This window comes from Micromonospora halotolerans (assembly GCF_032108445.1).
In the GTDB taxonomy this organism is placed as follows: Bacteria; Actinomycetota; Actinomycetes; order Mycobacteriales; family Micromonosporaceae; genus Micromonospora; species Micromonospora halotolerans.
Genome location: NZ_CP134876.1, coordinates 5,148,759 through 5,163,358, shown reverse-complemented (window position 1 = coordinate 5,163,358; position 14,600 = coordinate 5,148,759). Strand labels below are relative to the sequence as shown.

General features: G+C 76.4%; 12 protein-coding genes. 2 read left to right on the top strand and 10 right to left on the bottom strand.

Features of this window, described 5'->3' with window-relative positions; translation table 11 throughout:
• Window positions 1-26 precede the first annotated feature (26 nt).
• The 3 genes from RMN56_RS24330 to RMN56_RS24320 form a co-directional block, all read right to left on the bottom strand.
• The gene (locus RMN56_RS24330) at window positions 27-2,132 is read right to left on the bottom strand and encodes an APC family permease (protein ID WP_313719861.1); all 2,106 of its coding nucleotides are present in this window, start codon (window positions 2,130-2,132) and stop codon (window positions 27-29) included.
• Window positions 2,133-2,215: 83 nt separating this feature from the next.
• A complete protein-coding gene (locus RMN56_RS24325; protein ID WP_313719859.1) occupies window positions 2,216-2,617 on the bottom strand; it encodes a hypothetical protein in 402 nt (133 codons plus the stop codon).
• A gap of 134 nt (window positions 2,618-2,751) precedes the next feature.
• Window positions 2,752-3,612, bottom strand: a complete 861-nt coding sequence (locus tag RMN56_RS24320) for an alpha/beta hydrolase family protein (RefSeq protein WP_313719857.1) — start codon at window positions 3,610-3,612, stop codon at window positions 2,752-2,754.
• Between the two features lie 123 nt (window positions 3,613-3,735).
• On the opposite strand from RMN56_RS24320, the gene RMN56_RS24315 reads away from it, so the two are divergent.
• Window positions 3,736-4,284, top strand: a complete 549-nt coding sequence (locus RMN56_RS24315; protein WP_313719856.1) for a CGNR zinc finger domain-containing protein — start codon at window positions 3,736-3,738, stop codon at window positions 4,282-4,284.
• A 4-nt stretch (window positions 4,285-4,288) separates the two neighbouring features.
• Here RMN56_RS24315 and RMN56_RS24310 read toward each other — a convergent pair whose 3' ends face one another.
• From RMN56_RS24310 to RMN56_RS24300, 3 genes are all read right to left on the bottom strand, one after another.
• Entirely contained in the window at window positions 4,289-5,029 is a 741-nt protein-coding gene (locus tag RMN56_RS24310; RefSeq protein ID WP_313719855.1) for a phosphotransferase enzyme family protein, read from the bottom strand.
• A gap of 80 nt (window positions 5,030-5,109) precedes the next feature.
• Window positions 5,110-5,880, bottom strand: a complete 771-nt coding sequence (locus tag RMN56_RS24305; RefSeq protein WP_313719853.1) for a DUF5995 family protein — start codon at window positions 5,878-5,880, stop codon at window positions 5,110-5,112.
• Between the two features lie 111 nt (window positions 5,881-5,991).
• Window positions 5,992-8,934, bottom strand: coding sequence for an ATP-binding protein (locus RMN56_RS24300; RefSeq protein ID WP_313719852.1), 2,943 nt, complete (start codon window positions 8,932-8,934; stop codon window positions 5,992-5,994).
• A gap of 189 nt (window positions 8,935-9,123) precedes the next feature.
• On the opposite strand from RMN56_RS24300, the gene RMN56_RS24295 reads away from it, so the two are divergent.
• Entirely contained in the window at window positions 9,124-11,559 is a 2,436-nt protein-coding gene (locus RMN56_RS24295) for an adenylate/guanylate cyclase domain-containing protein (protein ID WP_313719851.1), read from the top strand.
• A gap of 84 nt (window positions 11,560-11,643) precedes the next feature.
• Here RMN56_RS24295 and RMN56_RS24290 read toward each other — a convergent pair whose 3' ends face one another.
• From RMN56_RS24290 to RMN56_RS24275, 4 genes are all read right to left on the bottom strand, one after another.
• A complete protein-coding gene (locus tag RMN56_RS24290) occupies window positions 11,644-12,210 on the bottom strand; it encodes a dienelactone hydrolase family protein (RefSeq protein WP_313719850.1) in 567 nt (188 codons plus the stop codon).
• Between the two features lie 47 nt (window positions 12,211-12,257).
• On the bottom strand, window positions 12,258-12,629 hold the full coding sequence (gene paaI / locus RMN56_RS24285) for a hydroxyphenylacetyl-CoA thioesterase PaaI (RefSeq protein WP_313724849.1): 372 nt from the start codon (window positions 12,627-12,629) through the stop codon (window positions 12,258-12,260).
• Between the two features lie 37 nt (window positions 12,630-12,666).
• Window positions 12,667-13,974, bottom strand: a complete 1,308-nt coding sequence (paaK, locus tag RMN56_RS24280) for a phenylacetate--CoA ligase PaaK (protein WP_313719849.1) — start codon at window positions 13,972-13,974, stop codon at window positions 12,667-12,669.
• 108 nt (window positions 13,975-14,082) lie between these two features.
• The gene (locus RMN56_RS24275) at window positions 14,083-14,520 is read right to left on the bottom strand and encodes a DUF6766 family protein (protein ID WP_313719848.1); all 438 of its coding nucleotides are present in this window, start codon (window positions 14,518-14,520) and stop codon (window positions 14,083-14,085) included.
• Between the last annotated feature and the right edge of the window lie 80 nt (window positions 14,521-14,600).

Genomic DNA, 14,600 nt, shown 5'->3' with positions numbered 1-14,600 from the left:
ACGCGGCCGGCGGCCGGAGGCGGTGCTCAGCCGCCCACGTGGATGCCGGGCCGGCGGGTGGGGTCCGGCTCGGTCTTGCGGATGATCTCCCGGACCACCGGCGGGGTGTCGCCACGGCCGAGGATCAGGTAGCGCAGCAGGTGCGCGATCGGGTTGCCCTCGGACCACTCGAAGTGGCAGTGCGGGCGGACCCCCGTGGCGTCCCGCAGGGCCAGCAGGATGGCCGCGATGGCGTTGGGCGCGGCGGGGCTGTTGGCCCGCAGGATCCGGTATCCGCCGACCTCCACCCCGTGCACCCGCAGCACCTCGCTGAACCGCGAGGGGTCGCTGACGTCGATCTCCAGGAAGAGCACGTCGGCGGCGCCGGGCACCGGGTTCATGCCGCGCTGCGCGCGCTCCTTGAGCCGGTACTCCTTCAGCGAGCCGCTCTGCCGCTTGTTGGCGATCAGGTGCAGCCGGCCGTCGTGGGCGATCGAGTCGGCGACGAACCGCCGTGCCGCCTCATCGAACTCGATCCGCTCGGCGCGCAGTTCGGTGGTCCGGGACACCCGGGAGATCAGCGAGACGGCGACGATGCCGGCGATGAACAGGCCGGAGATGGTGATGCCGTCCGGCTTCTCGATGACGTTCTCGACCAGCGCGTAGAGCAGCACCAGGGTGAGCACCGTGAAGCCGATCCCGGCGAACGGGTGCCGCGACCGGTAGGCGGAGATGGTCACCGCGATCGCACCGGAGACCATCATGGCCAGGATCCCGGTGGCGTACGCGCCGGCCTGGGCGTTGACGTCGGCGCGGAAGGCGACCGTGATGGCGATGCTGATCGCCGTGTAGACCAGCACCACCGGCCGGACCGCCCGCCCCCACTCGGGCGCCATGCCGTACGAGGGCAGGTAGCGGGGCACGATGTTGATCAGGCCGGCCATCGCCGAGGCGCCGGCGAACCAGAGGATGAGGATGCTGCTGATGTCGTAGACCGTGCCGAACGCCTCGCCCAGGTGCTCGTGGGCCAGGAAGGCCAGGGCCCGGCCGCTGGCCGCCCCGCCGGGCGCGAACTCGTGCGCCGGGATGAGCACGGTGGTGACGAAGGTGGTGGCGATGAGGTAGACCGACATGATCAGCGCGGCGGTGGTGAGCAGCTTGCGGGTGTTGCGGATCCGCGCCGCCAACCGGTGCTCGGCGTCGACGCCGTCGCTCTTGATCAGCGGCATCATGCTCACTCCGGTCTCGAAGCCGGAGAGGCCCAGCACCAGCAGCGGGAACGCGAGCACGCTGGTGGCCAGCACGTCGCCCCCGCCGCCGACCCGGGTCAGCCGGTCGGTCCAGCCGGCCAGCGCTTCCGGTTCGGCGGCGACCTCGGCCAGGCCGGCGACCACGATCACCGCGTTCAGCCCGAGGAAGACCGCCACCAGCGGGATGGCGACCTGCACCGCCTCGCTGAACCCCAGCAGGAACACCCCGCCGAGGATGAGCAGCAGCACCACGGTCACCACCACGGCGGCCGTGGTGCCGTGCGGGAACGACTCGGGCAGGACCGGGTTCTCCAGCAGGTGCACGGTGGCGTCGGCGGCGGAGAGCGTGATCGTGATGATCCACGAGGTGGCCACGAAGCCGAGCAGCACCAGCACGAAGATCTTGCCCCGCCAGAACGGCAGCAGCCGTTCCAGCATGGCCACCGAGCCCTGCCCGTGCGGGCTCTCCCGGGCCACCCGCCGGTACATCGGCAGCATCCCGAACAGCGTCAGCGCGACGATCAGCAGGGTCGCGAGCGGGCTCAGCGCGCCGGCCGCCACCGCGGCGATGCCGGGCAGGTAGGAGAGGGTGGAGAAGTAGTCCACGCCGGTCAGGCACATCACCCGCCACCAGGGATGGCCCTTCGACTGGTGCTCGCGGGTCTCCGGGCCCTCCGGCTGCACCCGGTGCTGGAACAGCCAGCGGGGGAACCCGCCGGTCGGTTGGGCCCGCCGCACCGGGCTCTCCACGCGCTCGGGCAGCGTCGCCGGACCCCGCCGGGCGCGGTCGCCGCGGTCCGGGTCGCGAGCGTCGCGCAGCGCCCGGTCCGCGGGGGTCGACTGCGCGTGGTGGCGGCGCCCCCGCGTCCGCCGGGGCTGTGCCCCGTCCCGTGCCTCCGCCATGTGCTCCCCTTCAGGCCCTGCACCGACGGTAGGCGGTACGCGGGGCGCGGCCCGGCGGAACCGGGCAAGCGGGAGAAAGATGATCAGGGTGGGGTGGCCAGGGCGTCGCGCAGCGCTTCCGGGTCGGTCACCGTCACCGTGACGGCCGGGTGGCGCGGCCACGGGCCGGGGACGAGCGCCGGCACCGGCGTGGCGAGGCGGAGGCAGACCCCGGAGGCCACGCCGGTGCCGAAGGTGACCCCGCCGTCGGCCAGGGACAGGTGCGGTCCGACCACCCGCCACCAGCGGTACGGGCCGCCCAGCTCGACCCCGCTCACGTTGCCGCGGGCGGTGCGCAGCCGCCAGGGACCGAACCGCACGGTCATCTCGTCCGGGCCGAGCTCGACCCGGGCGGTCTCCGGCCGCACCCCGAGCAGGGCCAGCGGCAACCGGAACGCCGGGTCGAACCGGAAGGCGAAGCGGCGGACCGAACCGGTGTGCGGCATGGCCGCCGGGTACCCGGTCGGGCCGGACCGACACCCGCTCCCGCCCTCGGCCCGGGTCGGCCCGGCCGCTCCCCCACCCGGCCGGGACCGGGCGACGCCCCCCCGACGCCGCCCGGTCCGGTGGGTCCCTCGGGTCAGCCGGGCAGCCCGAGCCGGCCGGCCAGCCAGGCGACCCGGTCGTCCCGGGTGCGCGCGGCGCCCAGGTCGTGCTCCTCCTCCGGGTAGAGCGACACCGTGGCCCGCGGCGCCGCGGCGGCGAAGGCGGCGCGGGTCTCCGCGCCGACGAACCGGTCCGCGCCGGCGAACTGGAGGTACGCCCCGGCGCCCAGCCGCACCACGAGGTCCACCGGGTCCAGGCCGGCGAAGACCGCCCGGTACGCCTCCTTCTCCCCCGCCGGCAGGTGGAGCCAGTAGCTGTCGAACCAGTTGGCCCAGGTCGCGTCAGGCGCGAGCAGCACGGCGGTGCGCAGCCCCGGCTCGCGGGCGGCCAGGTCGGCGGCGTACATGGCGCCGTAGTCGTGGCCGACCACGGCGGTGCGGGTCCGGTCCACCCCCGGCTCGGCGAGCAGCCGCCGGTACGCCGCCCGCACCCCGTCGAGCTGAGCCGTGACGGCGCCCCGGTCCCGGCCGTCGCCGACCGGGTCGCCCGCCCACGGGAAGGTGAGCTGCGGCAGGACCGACACCACGCCGCGTCCGGCCAGGGCGGTCGCCTCGGCCAGGAACTCGCTGCGGTCCTGGTTGGCCCGGCCGGGCTCGAACCAGTGCAGGTCCAGCACCCCGGCCAGCCCGCCCCCGGCGCGCTGCGGCCGGACCAGCCAGGCCCGGACGGCCGGCTGCCCGGCGACCGGGATCTCGATGTCGCGGATCACCGTGGGCGCCGCGTGGCCCGCGGCCGCCGGTTCGGCGGGCGCCTCCGCCTGGGCGTTGCCGCCGCCGGCGAGCGCGCCGGTGACCAGCAGCGCGGCCACGGACACGAGGGCGGGCAGACGTCGCATGTGCCACCTCCATAAGTTTTTAAACTCATTTTACAGCTGACGACGCTAGGATGGCGGACGGCGATCGGTCAAGTGCGGGAGGACGGCGGACGTGTCGGCAACCCGACGAGGGAGGGGACGCGGATGAGCGCGGTGCCACCCCTGGAGCCCGCGCTGCGCCTGGCCATCACGCTGCTGCACAGCTACTGGGTGCTCCAGGACCCGGTCGACCAGCTCTCGGTGGCGCGGCTGCGCGCCGCCGCCCGGGACGTCGGCCTCGCCGAGGTCACCGCACCGCTCACCGAGGCCGACCTGCCCCGGCTGCGCGACCTGCGCGACCGGCTCCACGCGGTCTTCGCCGCGCCCGACCCGGCCGCCCGGGTGGCCACGCTCAACGAGGTGCTCGCCGAGGTGAGCGCCGGCACCGTGGTCGAGCCCGGGCCCGACGGCACGCTGCGGCTCACCCCGCTGCCCCGGCCCGGCCCGGCCGGACCGTTCGCCGCCCTCGTCACCGGGGCGCTGGCCCGGGCCGCGGCGACCGGCGGGGCGGAGCGGTTCGGCGTCTGCGCGGCCGACGGATGCGACGCGCCGTACCTGGACCGGACCCGCGCCGGCCGGCAGCGCTACTGCTGCGAGCTGTGCAACAACCGGGCCGCCGCGGCCGCGTACCGGGGGCGGACCCGGCGCGGCTGACCGGTCACGCCAGGGCGGCCGTCCAGCGGTCCACCCCGGCGTCCAGCAGCGCCGCCGTGGCCCGCCAGTACGCCCCGTCCTCGGCGTGGATCCGCGCCCAGGGCTGCACCCCGTCACGGGCGCCCGCCGCCAGCAGGTCGACCATGGCCCGGGCCCGGCGGCCGAGCAGCGCGGCCAGCGCCGGCCGCTCCGCCGCCGGCAACCCGTAGCCGTCGACCAGGGCGCGCAGCCGGGCCGCGGACTCGTCCGGCGCCCGGTCCGGGCGCATCCCCGCCATGCTCTGCCCCGCGTACGCCAGCTCCCAGAGCCGGGTGCCCGGGCCGGCACCGTCCCAGTCGATGAGGACCCACCCCCGGGCCGAGCGGACCAGGTTCCACGGCGCCACGTCGTGGTGGCAGACCAGCTCCGCGCCGTCGGGGGCGATCGCCGTCTGCCAGCTCGCGCCGGGCGGGGGCGTGAAGGACGCCGTCGCGTCGTGCAGATCGGCCAGGAACGCGCCGATCGAGGCCAGCTCGTCGAGGGAGTACGTCCCGGCCGGGTCGCCCGGCTCCCCCGGGACGTACTCCAGCACCTGCCGGCCCCGGTCGTCCCGGCCGAGCGGCCGGGGCGCGCCGCCGAAGCCCACCGCGTGCAGGTGGCCGAGCAGGGCGTCGACGCTCGCGGTCCACGGGCCGGCCGGGCGCCGGACGGTGTCGCCGACCCGGACCACCCCCGCGGTCACGTTGCCGGGGAGCGCCTCTTCCACCGGCCCATCCTCGCACCACCGACGGCGTCCCCGCGTCCCGCGCCCGACCGGCGGCGGGACGCGGGGACCCCCCGTCCCGGCTACTGCAGGAACGCCCCGAGGGGCGACAGCAGCAGCCGGCCGAGCAGTGCGGCGTTGTCGTCCAGCCGCATCCGCTCACACTCGCGGGCCTCCGGGTCGTGCCGGCAGCGCCAGATCTTCTGCGCGTTGCGCCAGGCCACGTTCCGGGTGTACTCGACCAGCTCGCCCTGGTACCAGTCGTCGATGTCGCCGTTCACCATGTCGATCATCAGCTGCCAGTGGTCCAGGTAGCCGCGGCGCAGCTCCGGGATCCGCTCGGCGAAGATCTTGTTGATCTCCAGGTAGTCGTGGTGCTGGTCGCTGCCGTCGACCGGCTCGGACTCCAGGCTGTCGAAAGTGGTCACCAGCGCGAACGGCAGGTCGTAGTTGATGTGGGCGTTCACCCCGGCGGCGGCCGACGGCAGCGGCCGCGCGTCCGGGCCGCGCATCCGGCGGAACAGGCACGACCAGGCCTTCGGCGTGCTCGGGTGGGAGTCCGTCCAGAACCGCAGCGCGTCGAAGTAGCGGGCCGCGAACTCCACGTCGAGCCGGGCCAGGAAGGCCGGGTCGGTGAAACGGTCGTCGTACAGGCCGTCGAGGACCGTGGAGGTGATGACCAGGTAGAGCTTGTTGAAATCGGCCAGCGGGCAGCTCTCCTCCAGCGGAGGCAGCCGGACCAGCAGGTCCTGGAGCTTGGTGAGGTGGTCGACGACCGCCGGCACATCGGCGGGGTGGTCGGCGAGCAGCCCGACGATGTCCTGGTGCACGGGACCCCAGACCGGTTCGGTCATCTCTCCTCCACAGTGGTCGGCGCCCCCACGACGCCACCCGGTGACGCTGGACAGCCTTCCAGCCGGCGTACGCCGGCCGGATCAGTAGAACGACGTATTGCCGACGCGCGGCTACTCGGCCCGGTTGCGCAGGAAGATCGCGCTGGCCTGCACCCGGGTGCGGACCTGGAGCTTGTCGAAGATGTGCGACACGTGCACGCCGATGGTCCGCTCGCTGATGAACAGCCGCTGGCCGATCTCCCGGTTGGTCAGCCCCTCGGCGACCGCCGCGAGCACCTCCCGTTCCCGGGCGGTGAGCACCACCAGCTCGTCCACCGTGGGCGCGGCCGGTTCGGCGGCCCGGGGCCGGGGCGCCGGACGCGCGGCGGGGGCGCCGTCGTCCAGGGCCACCCGGGCCCGCCCGGCCAGCGTGCGGATCTCCTCGCTCAGCGGCACGGCGCCGAGCGACTGGGCCGTCCGGTGGGCCTGCCGCAGCAGCTTGCCGGCGGTGGCCACCCGGCTGCGCCGGGCCAGCAGCGCCTCGGCCTGCCGCAGCCGCGAGTAGGCCGCCGGGTAGGGGTGGTTGCGCCGGTCCCACTCGGTGGCCGCGCGCGCCCACAGCTCGGGGTCGCCCCGGCCGTCGTCCAGCCGGCTCAGCTCCGCGGCGCAGAGGGCCAGGAACGCGTCGGCGACGTAGCGCACCGGGGCGCCCGCCTTCCCGCTCTTGGCGGCCACCCGGTCGACCACCCCGCGCAGCCGGCGGACCGCGTTCGGGTCCACCTCGACGGTCCGGCTGGCCGACGCCTCCGCCTCCGCGCGCAGCCCGTGCCAGGCCAGCGTGGCCAGCACGATGACGTCGTCGGACCGGCTCTCGGTCAGGCCCCGCTGGACCGCCTGCCGGGCCAGGTCGTGCCGGCCCTGCCACATGGCCAGCCCGGCCCGCAGGATGAGCATCGGCAGCACGTGCCGGGCCCCGCCGCCGGCCAGCACGGTGGCGACCGCCTCCAGGTCACGGTCGGAGGCCTCGACGTCGCCGTAGCCGACGGAGAGCCGGCACCGGGCCAGCAGCAGCTCGACCGCGTCGGCGCCGGACGGGCGGTGCCGCAGCGCGGCCGCCACCACCTTCTCGGCCTCGGCCCACTGCCCCACCCGGAACAGCCCGTTGGTGGCGATGGCCAGCAGCCGGGTCTCCCAGGTGCGGCCGAGCCCCAGCTCGGCGACCCGCTCGGCGCCCCGGCGGGCCACCACCACGCCCTCCTCGAGGATGTTCAGCGGCCCGGTGAGCAGCTCGGCCAGGTGCAGGTACGCGCAGGCCACGTCCTCCGGCCGGCCGGAGCGCTCGGCGGTGTCCAGCGCCTCCCGCATGACGGCGAGCCCGGCGTCCGGGTCCTCCAGGTAGGCCTCGCTGAACCCGAGCGCGGCGCTGGCCAGCACGACCTCCGAGGCGGTGCCCTCGACGTCGGCGGCGAGCCGCAGCGCCTCGCGGGCCTGGTCGCCGGCCTCCGCGTAGCGGCCCAGGTGCAGCAGCAGCTCGGCCAGGTGGGCGGCGGCCGTGGCCCGCTCCCGGGGCGTGCAGTCGTCCGCGGCGAGCACCCGCCGGTACTCGGCCTCGGCCGGCGCGGACCGGCCGGCGGCGGCCAGGTAGCGGGCCCGCCGGATGTGCAGGGCGCAGGTGGGCGGGCCGGCCGGGTCGGCGGCCAGCTCCTCCAGCAGGGCCAGCGCGCGGGCGTGCTCACCGCAGTGGTGGGCGGCCTCGGCGGCGTGGGTCAGCAGCTCGGCCCGGTCGACCTCGACCGGCTCGGGCCGGCCGCCGTCGGGCAGCACGGCGGGCGGGGTCGTGGCCAGGCTCAGGGCGGCCGACCAGTGGCGGTGCGCCTCGGCGTAGCCGTGCAGCCGCTCGGCCTCCCGGGCGGCGGCCATCGCGGCCGGCAGGGCCCGGGCCGGCTCGCCGGCCAGCCGCCAGTGGTGGGCCAGCCGGGCCTGGTGCAGCTCGGCGGTGGCCGAGGTCAACGTCTCGGCGTAGCGGCGGTGCAGCGCGGCCCGCTCGGCGGGGAGCAGCTCGTGCGCCAGCACCTCGGCGACCAGGCGGTGCCGCAGCCGGTAGCCGTCGTCGGCGCCGACCAGCAGCCGGTGCGCCACGGCCTCCCGGACCGCCTCGATCAGCTGGTCCTCGGGCAGCCGGACGACCTGGGCCAGCAGCCAGTGCTCGACCGGTTCGACCCCGGCGGCGACCGCGTGCACCACGGCGTGCGCGGGCTGCGGCAGCGCGTCGACGCGGGCCAGGAAGACCTCGCGCAGCGTGTCGGAGAGGCCGTCGTGGCCGTCACGCAGGTCCCGGGCCAGCTCCTCCACCACGAACGGATTGCCGCCGCTGCGCTGCCACATCTGGTCGGCGGCCTCGGGGGCCAGCGGCGTGCCCACGATCGCGGCGGCCAGCTCGTCGGTGTCGGCCCGGTCCAGCGGCGCCAGGTCGACCACCCGGACCGAGCGCAGCCGGCGCAGCTCGGTGAGCACCCGGCGCAGCGGGTGCGCGCCCTGCAACGACTCGGCCCGGATCGCGGCGAGCACCGACAGCTGGAGGTCGCCGAGGCCGGCGAGCAGGTACAGCAGGAGCTGGCGGGTGCTGCGGTCGACCCACTGGAGGTCGTCGAGGACGAGCACCAGCGGCCGCCCGCCGGCGACCAGGTGCAGGCCGCGCGACACCCGCTCCAGCAGCGCGCCCGCGCCGTCCGGGCCCGGGGTCTCCTCGTCGAAGACCTGGAGCAGGCCGCGGACCGCCGACGAGGTGCGGGCCTCGGTCAGGTCGGCGTCGAGGCGGCGCAGCGCCTGGCGCAGCGGGTGCAGCGGCGAGGCGTCGCCGATGTCGAGGCAGACGCCCGTGAGGACCAGCGCGCCCGCGTCCCGCAGTCGCTCGCCGACCTCGGTGAGCAGCCGGGTCTTGCCCACCCCGCTCTCGCCGGTGAGGAACACGGCCGCGGTCTGACCGGGGGCGACGTCGTCGAGCAGGGCCGACCGCAGCGCCCCCACCGTGTCGGCACGGCCGACGAGCGGCGCAGTGTCCACATCGCTGGCCATGCCCCGCAGCCTAGTCACAGGTTCCCGCACCGTTCTACGGGCTCAGCGCCCTTGTGGTACTCCTCGCGTCGACATTACGACTAATGGTTGCGGGTGGTCGACATACGTCGTCCTACCGATCCCCCGAGGACCCGGTGGTGAAAGTCTCCGGTGGTCGTCAGGCACCGGACCGGGGAAAGGGTGGGTGCGATGCTGATCACCACGCCCGTGGGGAGTCGGGAAGCGGTCACCGGGGCCCGCTGGCCCGTGCCGGAGGAACGGCGCACGGTCACCGTCCTCTTCGCCGACATCGTCGGGTCGACCGGCCTCGTCGAGCGGCTCGACCCGGAGGACGTGCGGGCGCTGCAGCAGGCCTACTTCGGCACGGTGGCCGCGGTGCTCCACCGATGGCACGGCGTGGTGGAGAAGTACGTCGGCGACGCGGTGATGGCGCTGTTCGGGGCCCACGGCTCCGACGGCTTCGACGCCTACCGGGCGGTACGCGCCGGGCTGGAGATCCAGGACGCGCTGGACCGGCGGCTGCCGGCCGGCACCCGGCTGCGGGTCCGGGTCGGCGTGGCCACCGGCGAGGTGCTGGTCGACCTGGCCGCCACCCGGGACGGCGGGCACGGCGCGGCCAGCGGCGCGGTGATCACCACGGCGGCCCGCCTGCAGGAGCACGCCCCGCCCGGCGGGGTGGTGCTCTGCGCGGCCACCCGGCGGGCCGTCGCGGGCCTGGTCGAGCAGCGCCCGCTCACCGCCCTGGCGGTGGCCGGCCGGGCGGCGCCGCTGGACGTCTGGCGGGTGACCGGGGTGGCCCGGCGCCGGCCGGACCGGCACCACGGCCCGCTGGTCGGCCGCCGCCGCGAGCTGGCCACGGCCGGCGACGAGATCGCGCGGGCCGTGCGGGAGCGCCGTCCACGCTGGATCTCGCTGGTCGGCCCGGCCGGCAGCGGGCGCAGCCGACTGCTGCACGAGCTGGTCCGCGCGGTGTCGACGGTGGACGGTACTCCGGTGCGGTGGTGCGTCGCGCGCTGCCCGCCGTTCCCGGACGGCGAACTGGCGCCGCTGGCGGACCTGGTCCGCGGCCTCACCGGGCTGCGCGACGGCCAGTCGCCGGAGACCGTACGCCGGCGGCTGGGCGCCACCCTGGACGGGCTGCCGGCGGCCCGGCGCGGCGCGGCGGCGCACGCGCTGGCCGAGTTCCTGGCCGCGCCGGCCGACCCGGCAGCCGCCGCGGGCGGCGCCGAGGTGTGCCGGGAGCTCCTGCTGGACCTGGCCACCGGCCAGCCGGTGGTGGTGGCGGTGGACGACCTGGACCGGGCCGCGCCGGCGCTGAACCGGTTCCTGCACCGGGTGTTCGCCGCGGCCACCGAGCGGAGCCTGCCGCTCGCCGTGGTGGCCACGCACGGTCCGCGCTGGGCCGACCTGCTGCCCGGTGCGGCCGGCCGACGGCGCCGGGTGCCGCTGCCCGCGCTGGGCACCGTCGACACCGGACGGCTGCTGCGGCACCTGCTCGACCGGGCCGGCCGGCCCACGGCGCCGGCCGCGGAGCTGCTCCCGCTGATCGGCGGCAACCCGGGCGCCGCGGCGGCGTACGCCGCCATGCTCGGCGCCGACGCCGAGCCGGCCGGGGTGCCCGAGCCGGTCCGCCGGCTGGTCGACGCCCGGCTGGACCGGCTGGACGGGGAGCGGCGGGCCGTGTTGATGGCGGTCGCCGCGCGGGATGTGGACGTCCCGGCCGCCACGCTGGCGCGGATGCTCGGCTGGCCGGCCGGGCGCGCCGAGCCGGTGCTGCGCGCGCTGGTCGACGCGGGCCTGCTGCGCCGGGCCACCACCGGCGGGTACGCGGTCGCCGAGCCGGCCGTGGCCCGGGTGGCCGCGCACCGGCTGCCCCGTGCCGTGCGGGCGGAGTTCGCCCGCCGGCTGCGGGACGCCGAGCCGGTCGGGGCGACCCGCCCGGCCGCCGGCGGGGTCACCACCGGCCGGGCCACGTGCCCCGCCGGGGTGGGGCACCGGTCGGGTGGAGGGGCCCGACCGGCGCCGGTCCCCGGTGCGGGCGGCCGGACGCCGGGTGTGACGGCGGACGGCCCGACGCCGGGTGTGGCCGCGGGGGGCGGCCCGACGCCCGGCACGGCCGCGGGGGGCGGCCTGACGCCCGGCACGGTCGCGGTGGGCGGCCCGACGCCGGGTGCGGCGGCGAGGGCCGCCGCGGCGTCGGGGGGCGGCGCGGCGGCGGGAACCGGCGCGCCGGCCAGCCGGCGGACGGGCAGCCGGCGGACGGGCAGCCGGCGGACGGTCGCCGTCCACGTCGGACCGGCCGACGCCGCGGCGGGCCGGCCGGCGGGGGTGTCGGGGGGCGCCACCGCCGAGTCCTCTGCCCGGGGCGCCCTCCCGGCGGTCCGGGCCGGCGGCAACCGGCCGGGCCGGGCGGTGCGGGCGCGGCTCGGGGTGTTCCCGGGGCTCCGGGACCCGTTACCCGGCGGCCCGTCGCGCGAGTCGGCGGGCCGGGTAGGGGCGGTGGGCGGGCGACCGCCAGCCGTCGGGCCGCCACGTCCGCGCCGGGCCGGCGGGGAGCGGCCGGTGGGGGCGTCCGCCCGGGCCGGGCTGACCTTGGCCGGCGGCGTGCGGGGGCTCGCCGCGTGAGACGACGTCCGGGCCGGAGCGGGCACGGGGCCACTCCGACCCGGACGTCGTCCCGGGGCGGCCGGACGGAGCCGCTCCGGCAGGTCAGCGGTCGGCGAGGAACGCCAGGACGCGGTCCCAGGTGAGGGCGGCGGCCGGCGCGTCGTGATCGGGCGTGCCGGGATCGGTGTAGAGGTGCCCGGGGCCCGGGTAGCGGTACACGGTCAGCTCGGCGCCGGCCGCGGTCATCGCCCGCTGCCAGTCGTCCACCTCGTCCTGCGTCTCGTAGTCGTCGGGGTCGGCGAGGTGCAGCTGCACCGGCAGGCCGGGGCGTACCGAGGCGGGATCGCCGCCGGTGCCGTGCAGCAGGAGCAGCGCGGCGGCCTCCGGCCGCTCGGCGAGCAGCGCCCCGGCGACGCCCGCGCCCATGGAAAAGCCGGCCAGCACCGTGTCGGCGGGCAGTCCGGCCGCCGCCGCGCGGGCCCGGTCGAGGACCACGTCCCGGCCGATCTTCTCCAACAGCGCGAAGCCGGCGTCGACGGTGTCGGCGGCCGGCACCTCGTACAGGTCGGGGGTGCTCACCTCGTGCCCGGCGGCGCGGAGCCGGTCGGCGGCGGCCAGCACGGCGGGGCGCAGCCCGTAGACCGAGTGCAGGAGCAGGATGTGTGCCATCGGCCCATCCTGCCGCAGCGCTGCGGGCGGACGGGCCGGCACGCCGGTCAGTCGCGGGCGATGGTGCGGCTGCGGCCACGGAACTCGGCGACGACCTCGCCGTCCCGCCACACCGTGACGTCGTAGAGGCCGCTGCGGCCGTAGCGGACCCGCTCGGTGGCCCGGGCCTCCAGCAGGTCGCCCTCGCGGACCGGGCGGAGGAAGCTGATCTCGCCGCCGGCGGCCACGGTCGCCGGGCCGTGGCTGTTGCAGGCCAGCGCGAACGCGGTGTCGGCGAGCAGGAAGACAAAGCCGCCGTGGCCGATGGCGTGGCCGTTCAGCATGGCCGGGGTGACCCGCATCCGGGCCACGGCCGCGCCGTCGCCGGCCGACACCAGCTCGATGCCGAGGCCCTTGGACGCCACGTCGGCGTCGAACATGTCGTGGGCCGCGGTGCGGCCGTCCTCGCCCGCCACGTCAGTTGCCCCGCCGCTGGTCGACGATCCGGCGCATCTTGCCCATCGAGCGCTCCACCCCGTCGGGTTCGATGACCTGGACCGCCACGCTCACCCCGATGGTGTTCTTGACCTGCTCGACCAGGGCGGCGCCGGCCCGCTCGGCCTCGTCGGCGGCCACCCCGGCCCGCCGCTCCACCTTCACGGTGAGGGTGTCCATCCGGCCCTGCCGGTCCAGCACGCACTGGAAGTGCGGCGACAGCGCGGGTGTACGCAGGATCAGCTCCTCGATCTGGGTCGGGAAGACGTTGACCCCGCGCACGATCATCATGTCGTCGGTCCGGCCGGTGATCTTCTCGATCCGGCGCATGCTGCGCGCCGTGCCGGGCAGCAGCCGGGTGAGGTCGCGGGTGCGGTAGCGAACGACCGGCATGGCCTCCTTGGTGAGGGAGGTGAGCACCAGCTCGCCCCGCTCGCCGTCGGGCAGCACCTCGCCGGTGACCGGGTCGATGATCTCCGGGTAGAAGTGGTCCTCCCACAGGTGCAGGCCGTCCTTGGTCTCCACGCACTCGACCGCCACCCCGGGGCCCATCACCTCGGAGAGGCCGTAGATGTCGACGGCGTGCATGTCGAGGCGCTGCTCCATCTCCCGGCGCATGTCCTCGGTCCACGGCTCGGCCCCGAAGATGCCGACCTGGAGCGAGGTGGACCTCGGGTCGAGGCCCTGGCGCTCCATCTCGTCGACGATGGCCAGCATGTAGCTGGGCGTGACCATGATGACCTCGGGCTCGAAGTCGCGGATCAGCATGACCTGCCGCTCGGTCATGCCGCCGGAGACCGGGATGACGGTGCAGCCCAGCTCCTCGGCGCCGTAGTGCGCGCCGAGCCCGCCGGTGAACAGCCCGTAGCCGTACGCCACGTGCACCCGGTCGCCGGGGCGGCCGCCGGAGGCCCGGATCGAGCGGGCCATCAGCTTCGCCCAGGTGTCGAGGTCGGCGCGGGTGTAGCCGACGACGGTGGGCCGCCCGGTGGTGCCGGAGGAGGCGTGCAGCCGGGCGACCCGCTCCCGGGGCACCGCGAACATGCCGAACGGGTAGTTCTCCCGCAGCTCGGCCTTGCCGGTGAACGGGAAGCGGGCCAGGTCGGCCAGCTCGCGCAGGTCGTCGGGGTGCGCGCCGGCCGCCTCGAAGGCCTGCCGGTAGTGCGGCACGTTGTCGTACGCGTGCCGCAGCGACCAGCGCAGCCGGTCGAGTTGCAGCGCCCGCAGCTCGTCGACGCCGGCCCGCTCGACGGGTTCCAGCTCGTCCGGACGAGGGGTGCGGTCCTGCACGGTGGCCTCCTGCGCGACGGGTGCGCCGGCGCCGCGTCACGCCGGGCGGGTGCGATCACCGTACGCCCGTACGGCCCGTCCTGCCAGGTCAGGTCCCCGATGCGGCCGTCAGGGGTGGTCCGGGTCGAGCCCTCGCTCGCGCAGCAGCGCGTCCAGCTTGGCCTCCATGCGGTCGTCGGACTCCCGCGACTGGGAGGAGCCCCAGTAGTAGAAGATGGCCAGGCCGGCGGCCTGCCAGATGAGCTGGAGGAACTCCGACTGCCAGTTCTCGAAGGTGCTGGCGAAGAACTGCGGCAGGAACTCGCTCCAGGCGAAGCTCTGGCCGTGCTGGCTGGCCTCGTTGCTCTCCACGGCCATCTGGAAGAGGAACTGGCCGAGCCAGGAGAAGAGGAAGAGCGCCCCGGTGACCAGCGCGAAGGAGTACGCCTTCGACCACCCCGGCTTGCGGAACGGTGGACCGTCGGGCCGCCTGCCGCCGCTACCTCCGTTGCTCGCGGCGCGCGACCGCGCCGACCGTGTGCCGGCCGTGCTGTTCCCTCCGGCCATCACGAACCCCCTTCCGTCGCAGGTCGGTCGGGAAGTGCCCCGGAGCGGCGCGGTCGAAACCGACGCAACCCGCGGCCGGG

Excerpts from the sequence above, each read along its gene's own strand:
- RMN56_RS24295 (WP_313719851.1), top strand. The coding sequence starts at position 9,124 with ATGCTGATCACCACGCCCGTGGGGAGTCGGGAAGCGGTCACCGGGGCC.
- paaI (WP_313724849.1), bottom strand. The coding sequence starts at position 12,629 with ATGTTCGACGCCGACGTGGCGTCCAAGGGCCTCGGCATCGAGCTGGTG.
- RMN56_RS24305 (WP_313719853.1), bottom strand. The coding sequence starts at position 5,880 with ATGACCGAACCGGTCTGGGGTCCCGTGCACCAGGACATCGTCGGGCTG.
- RMN56_RS24330 (WP_313719861.1), bottom strand. The coding sequence starts at position 2,132 with ATGGCGGAGGCACGGGACGGGGCACAGCCCCGGCGGACGCGGGGGCGC.
- RMN56_RS24290 (WP_313719850.1), bottom strand. The coding sequence starts at position 12,210 with ATGGCACACATCCTGCTCCTGCACTCGGTCTACGGGCTGCGCCCCGCC.
- RMN56_RS24325 (WP_313719859.1), bottom strand. The coding sequence starts at position 2,617 with ATGCCGCACACCGGTTCGGTCCGCCGCTTCGCCTTCCGGTTCGACCCG.
- RMN56_RS24315 (WP_313719856.1), top strand. The coding sequence starts at position 3,736 with ATGAGCGCGGTGCCACCCCTGGAGCCCGCGCTGCGCCTGGCCATCACG.
- RMN56_RS24275 (WP_313719848.1), bottom strand. The coding sequence starts at position 14,520 with ATGGCCGGAGGGAACAGCACGGCCGGCACACGGTCGGCGCGGTCGCGC.
- RMN56_RS24300 (WP_313719852.1), bottom strand. The coding sequence starts at position 8,934 with ATGGCCAGCGATGTGGACACTGCGCCGCTCGTCGGCCGTGCCGACACG.
- RMN56_RS24320 (WP_313719857.1), bottom strand. The coding sequence starts at position 3,612 with ATGCGACGTCTGCCCGCCCTCGTGTCCGTGGCCGCGCTGCTGGTCACC.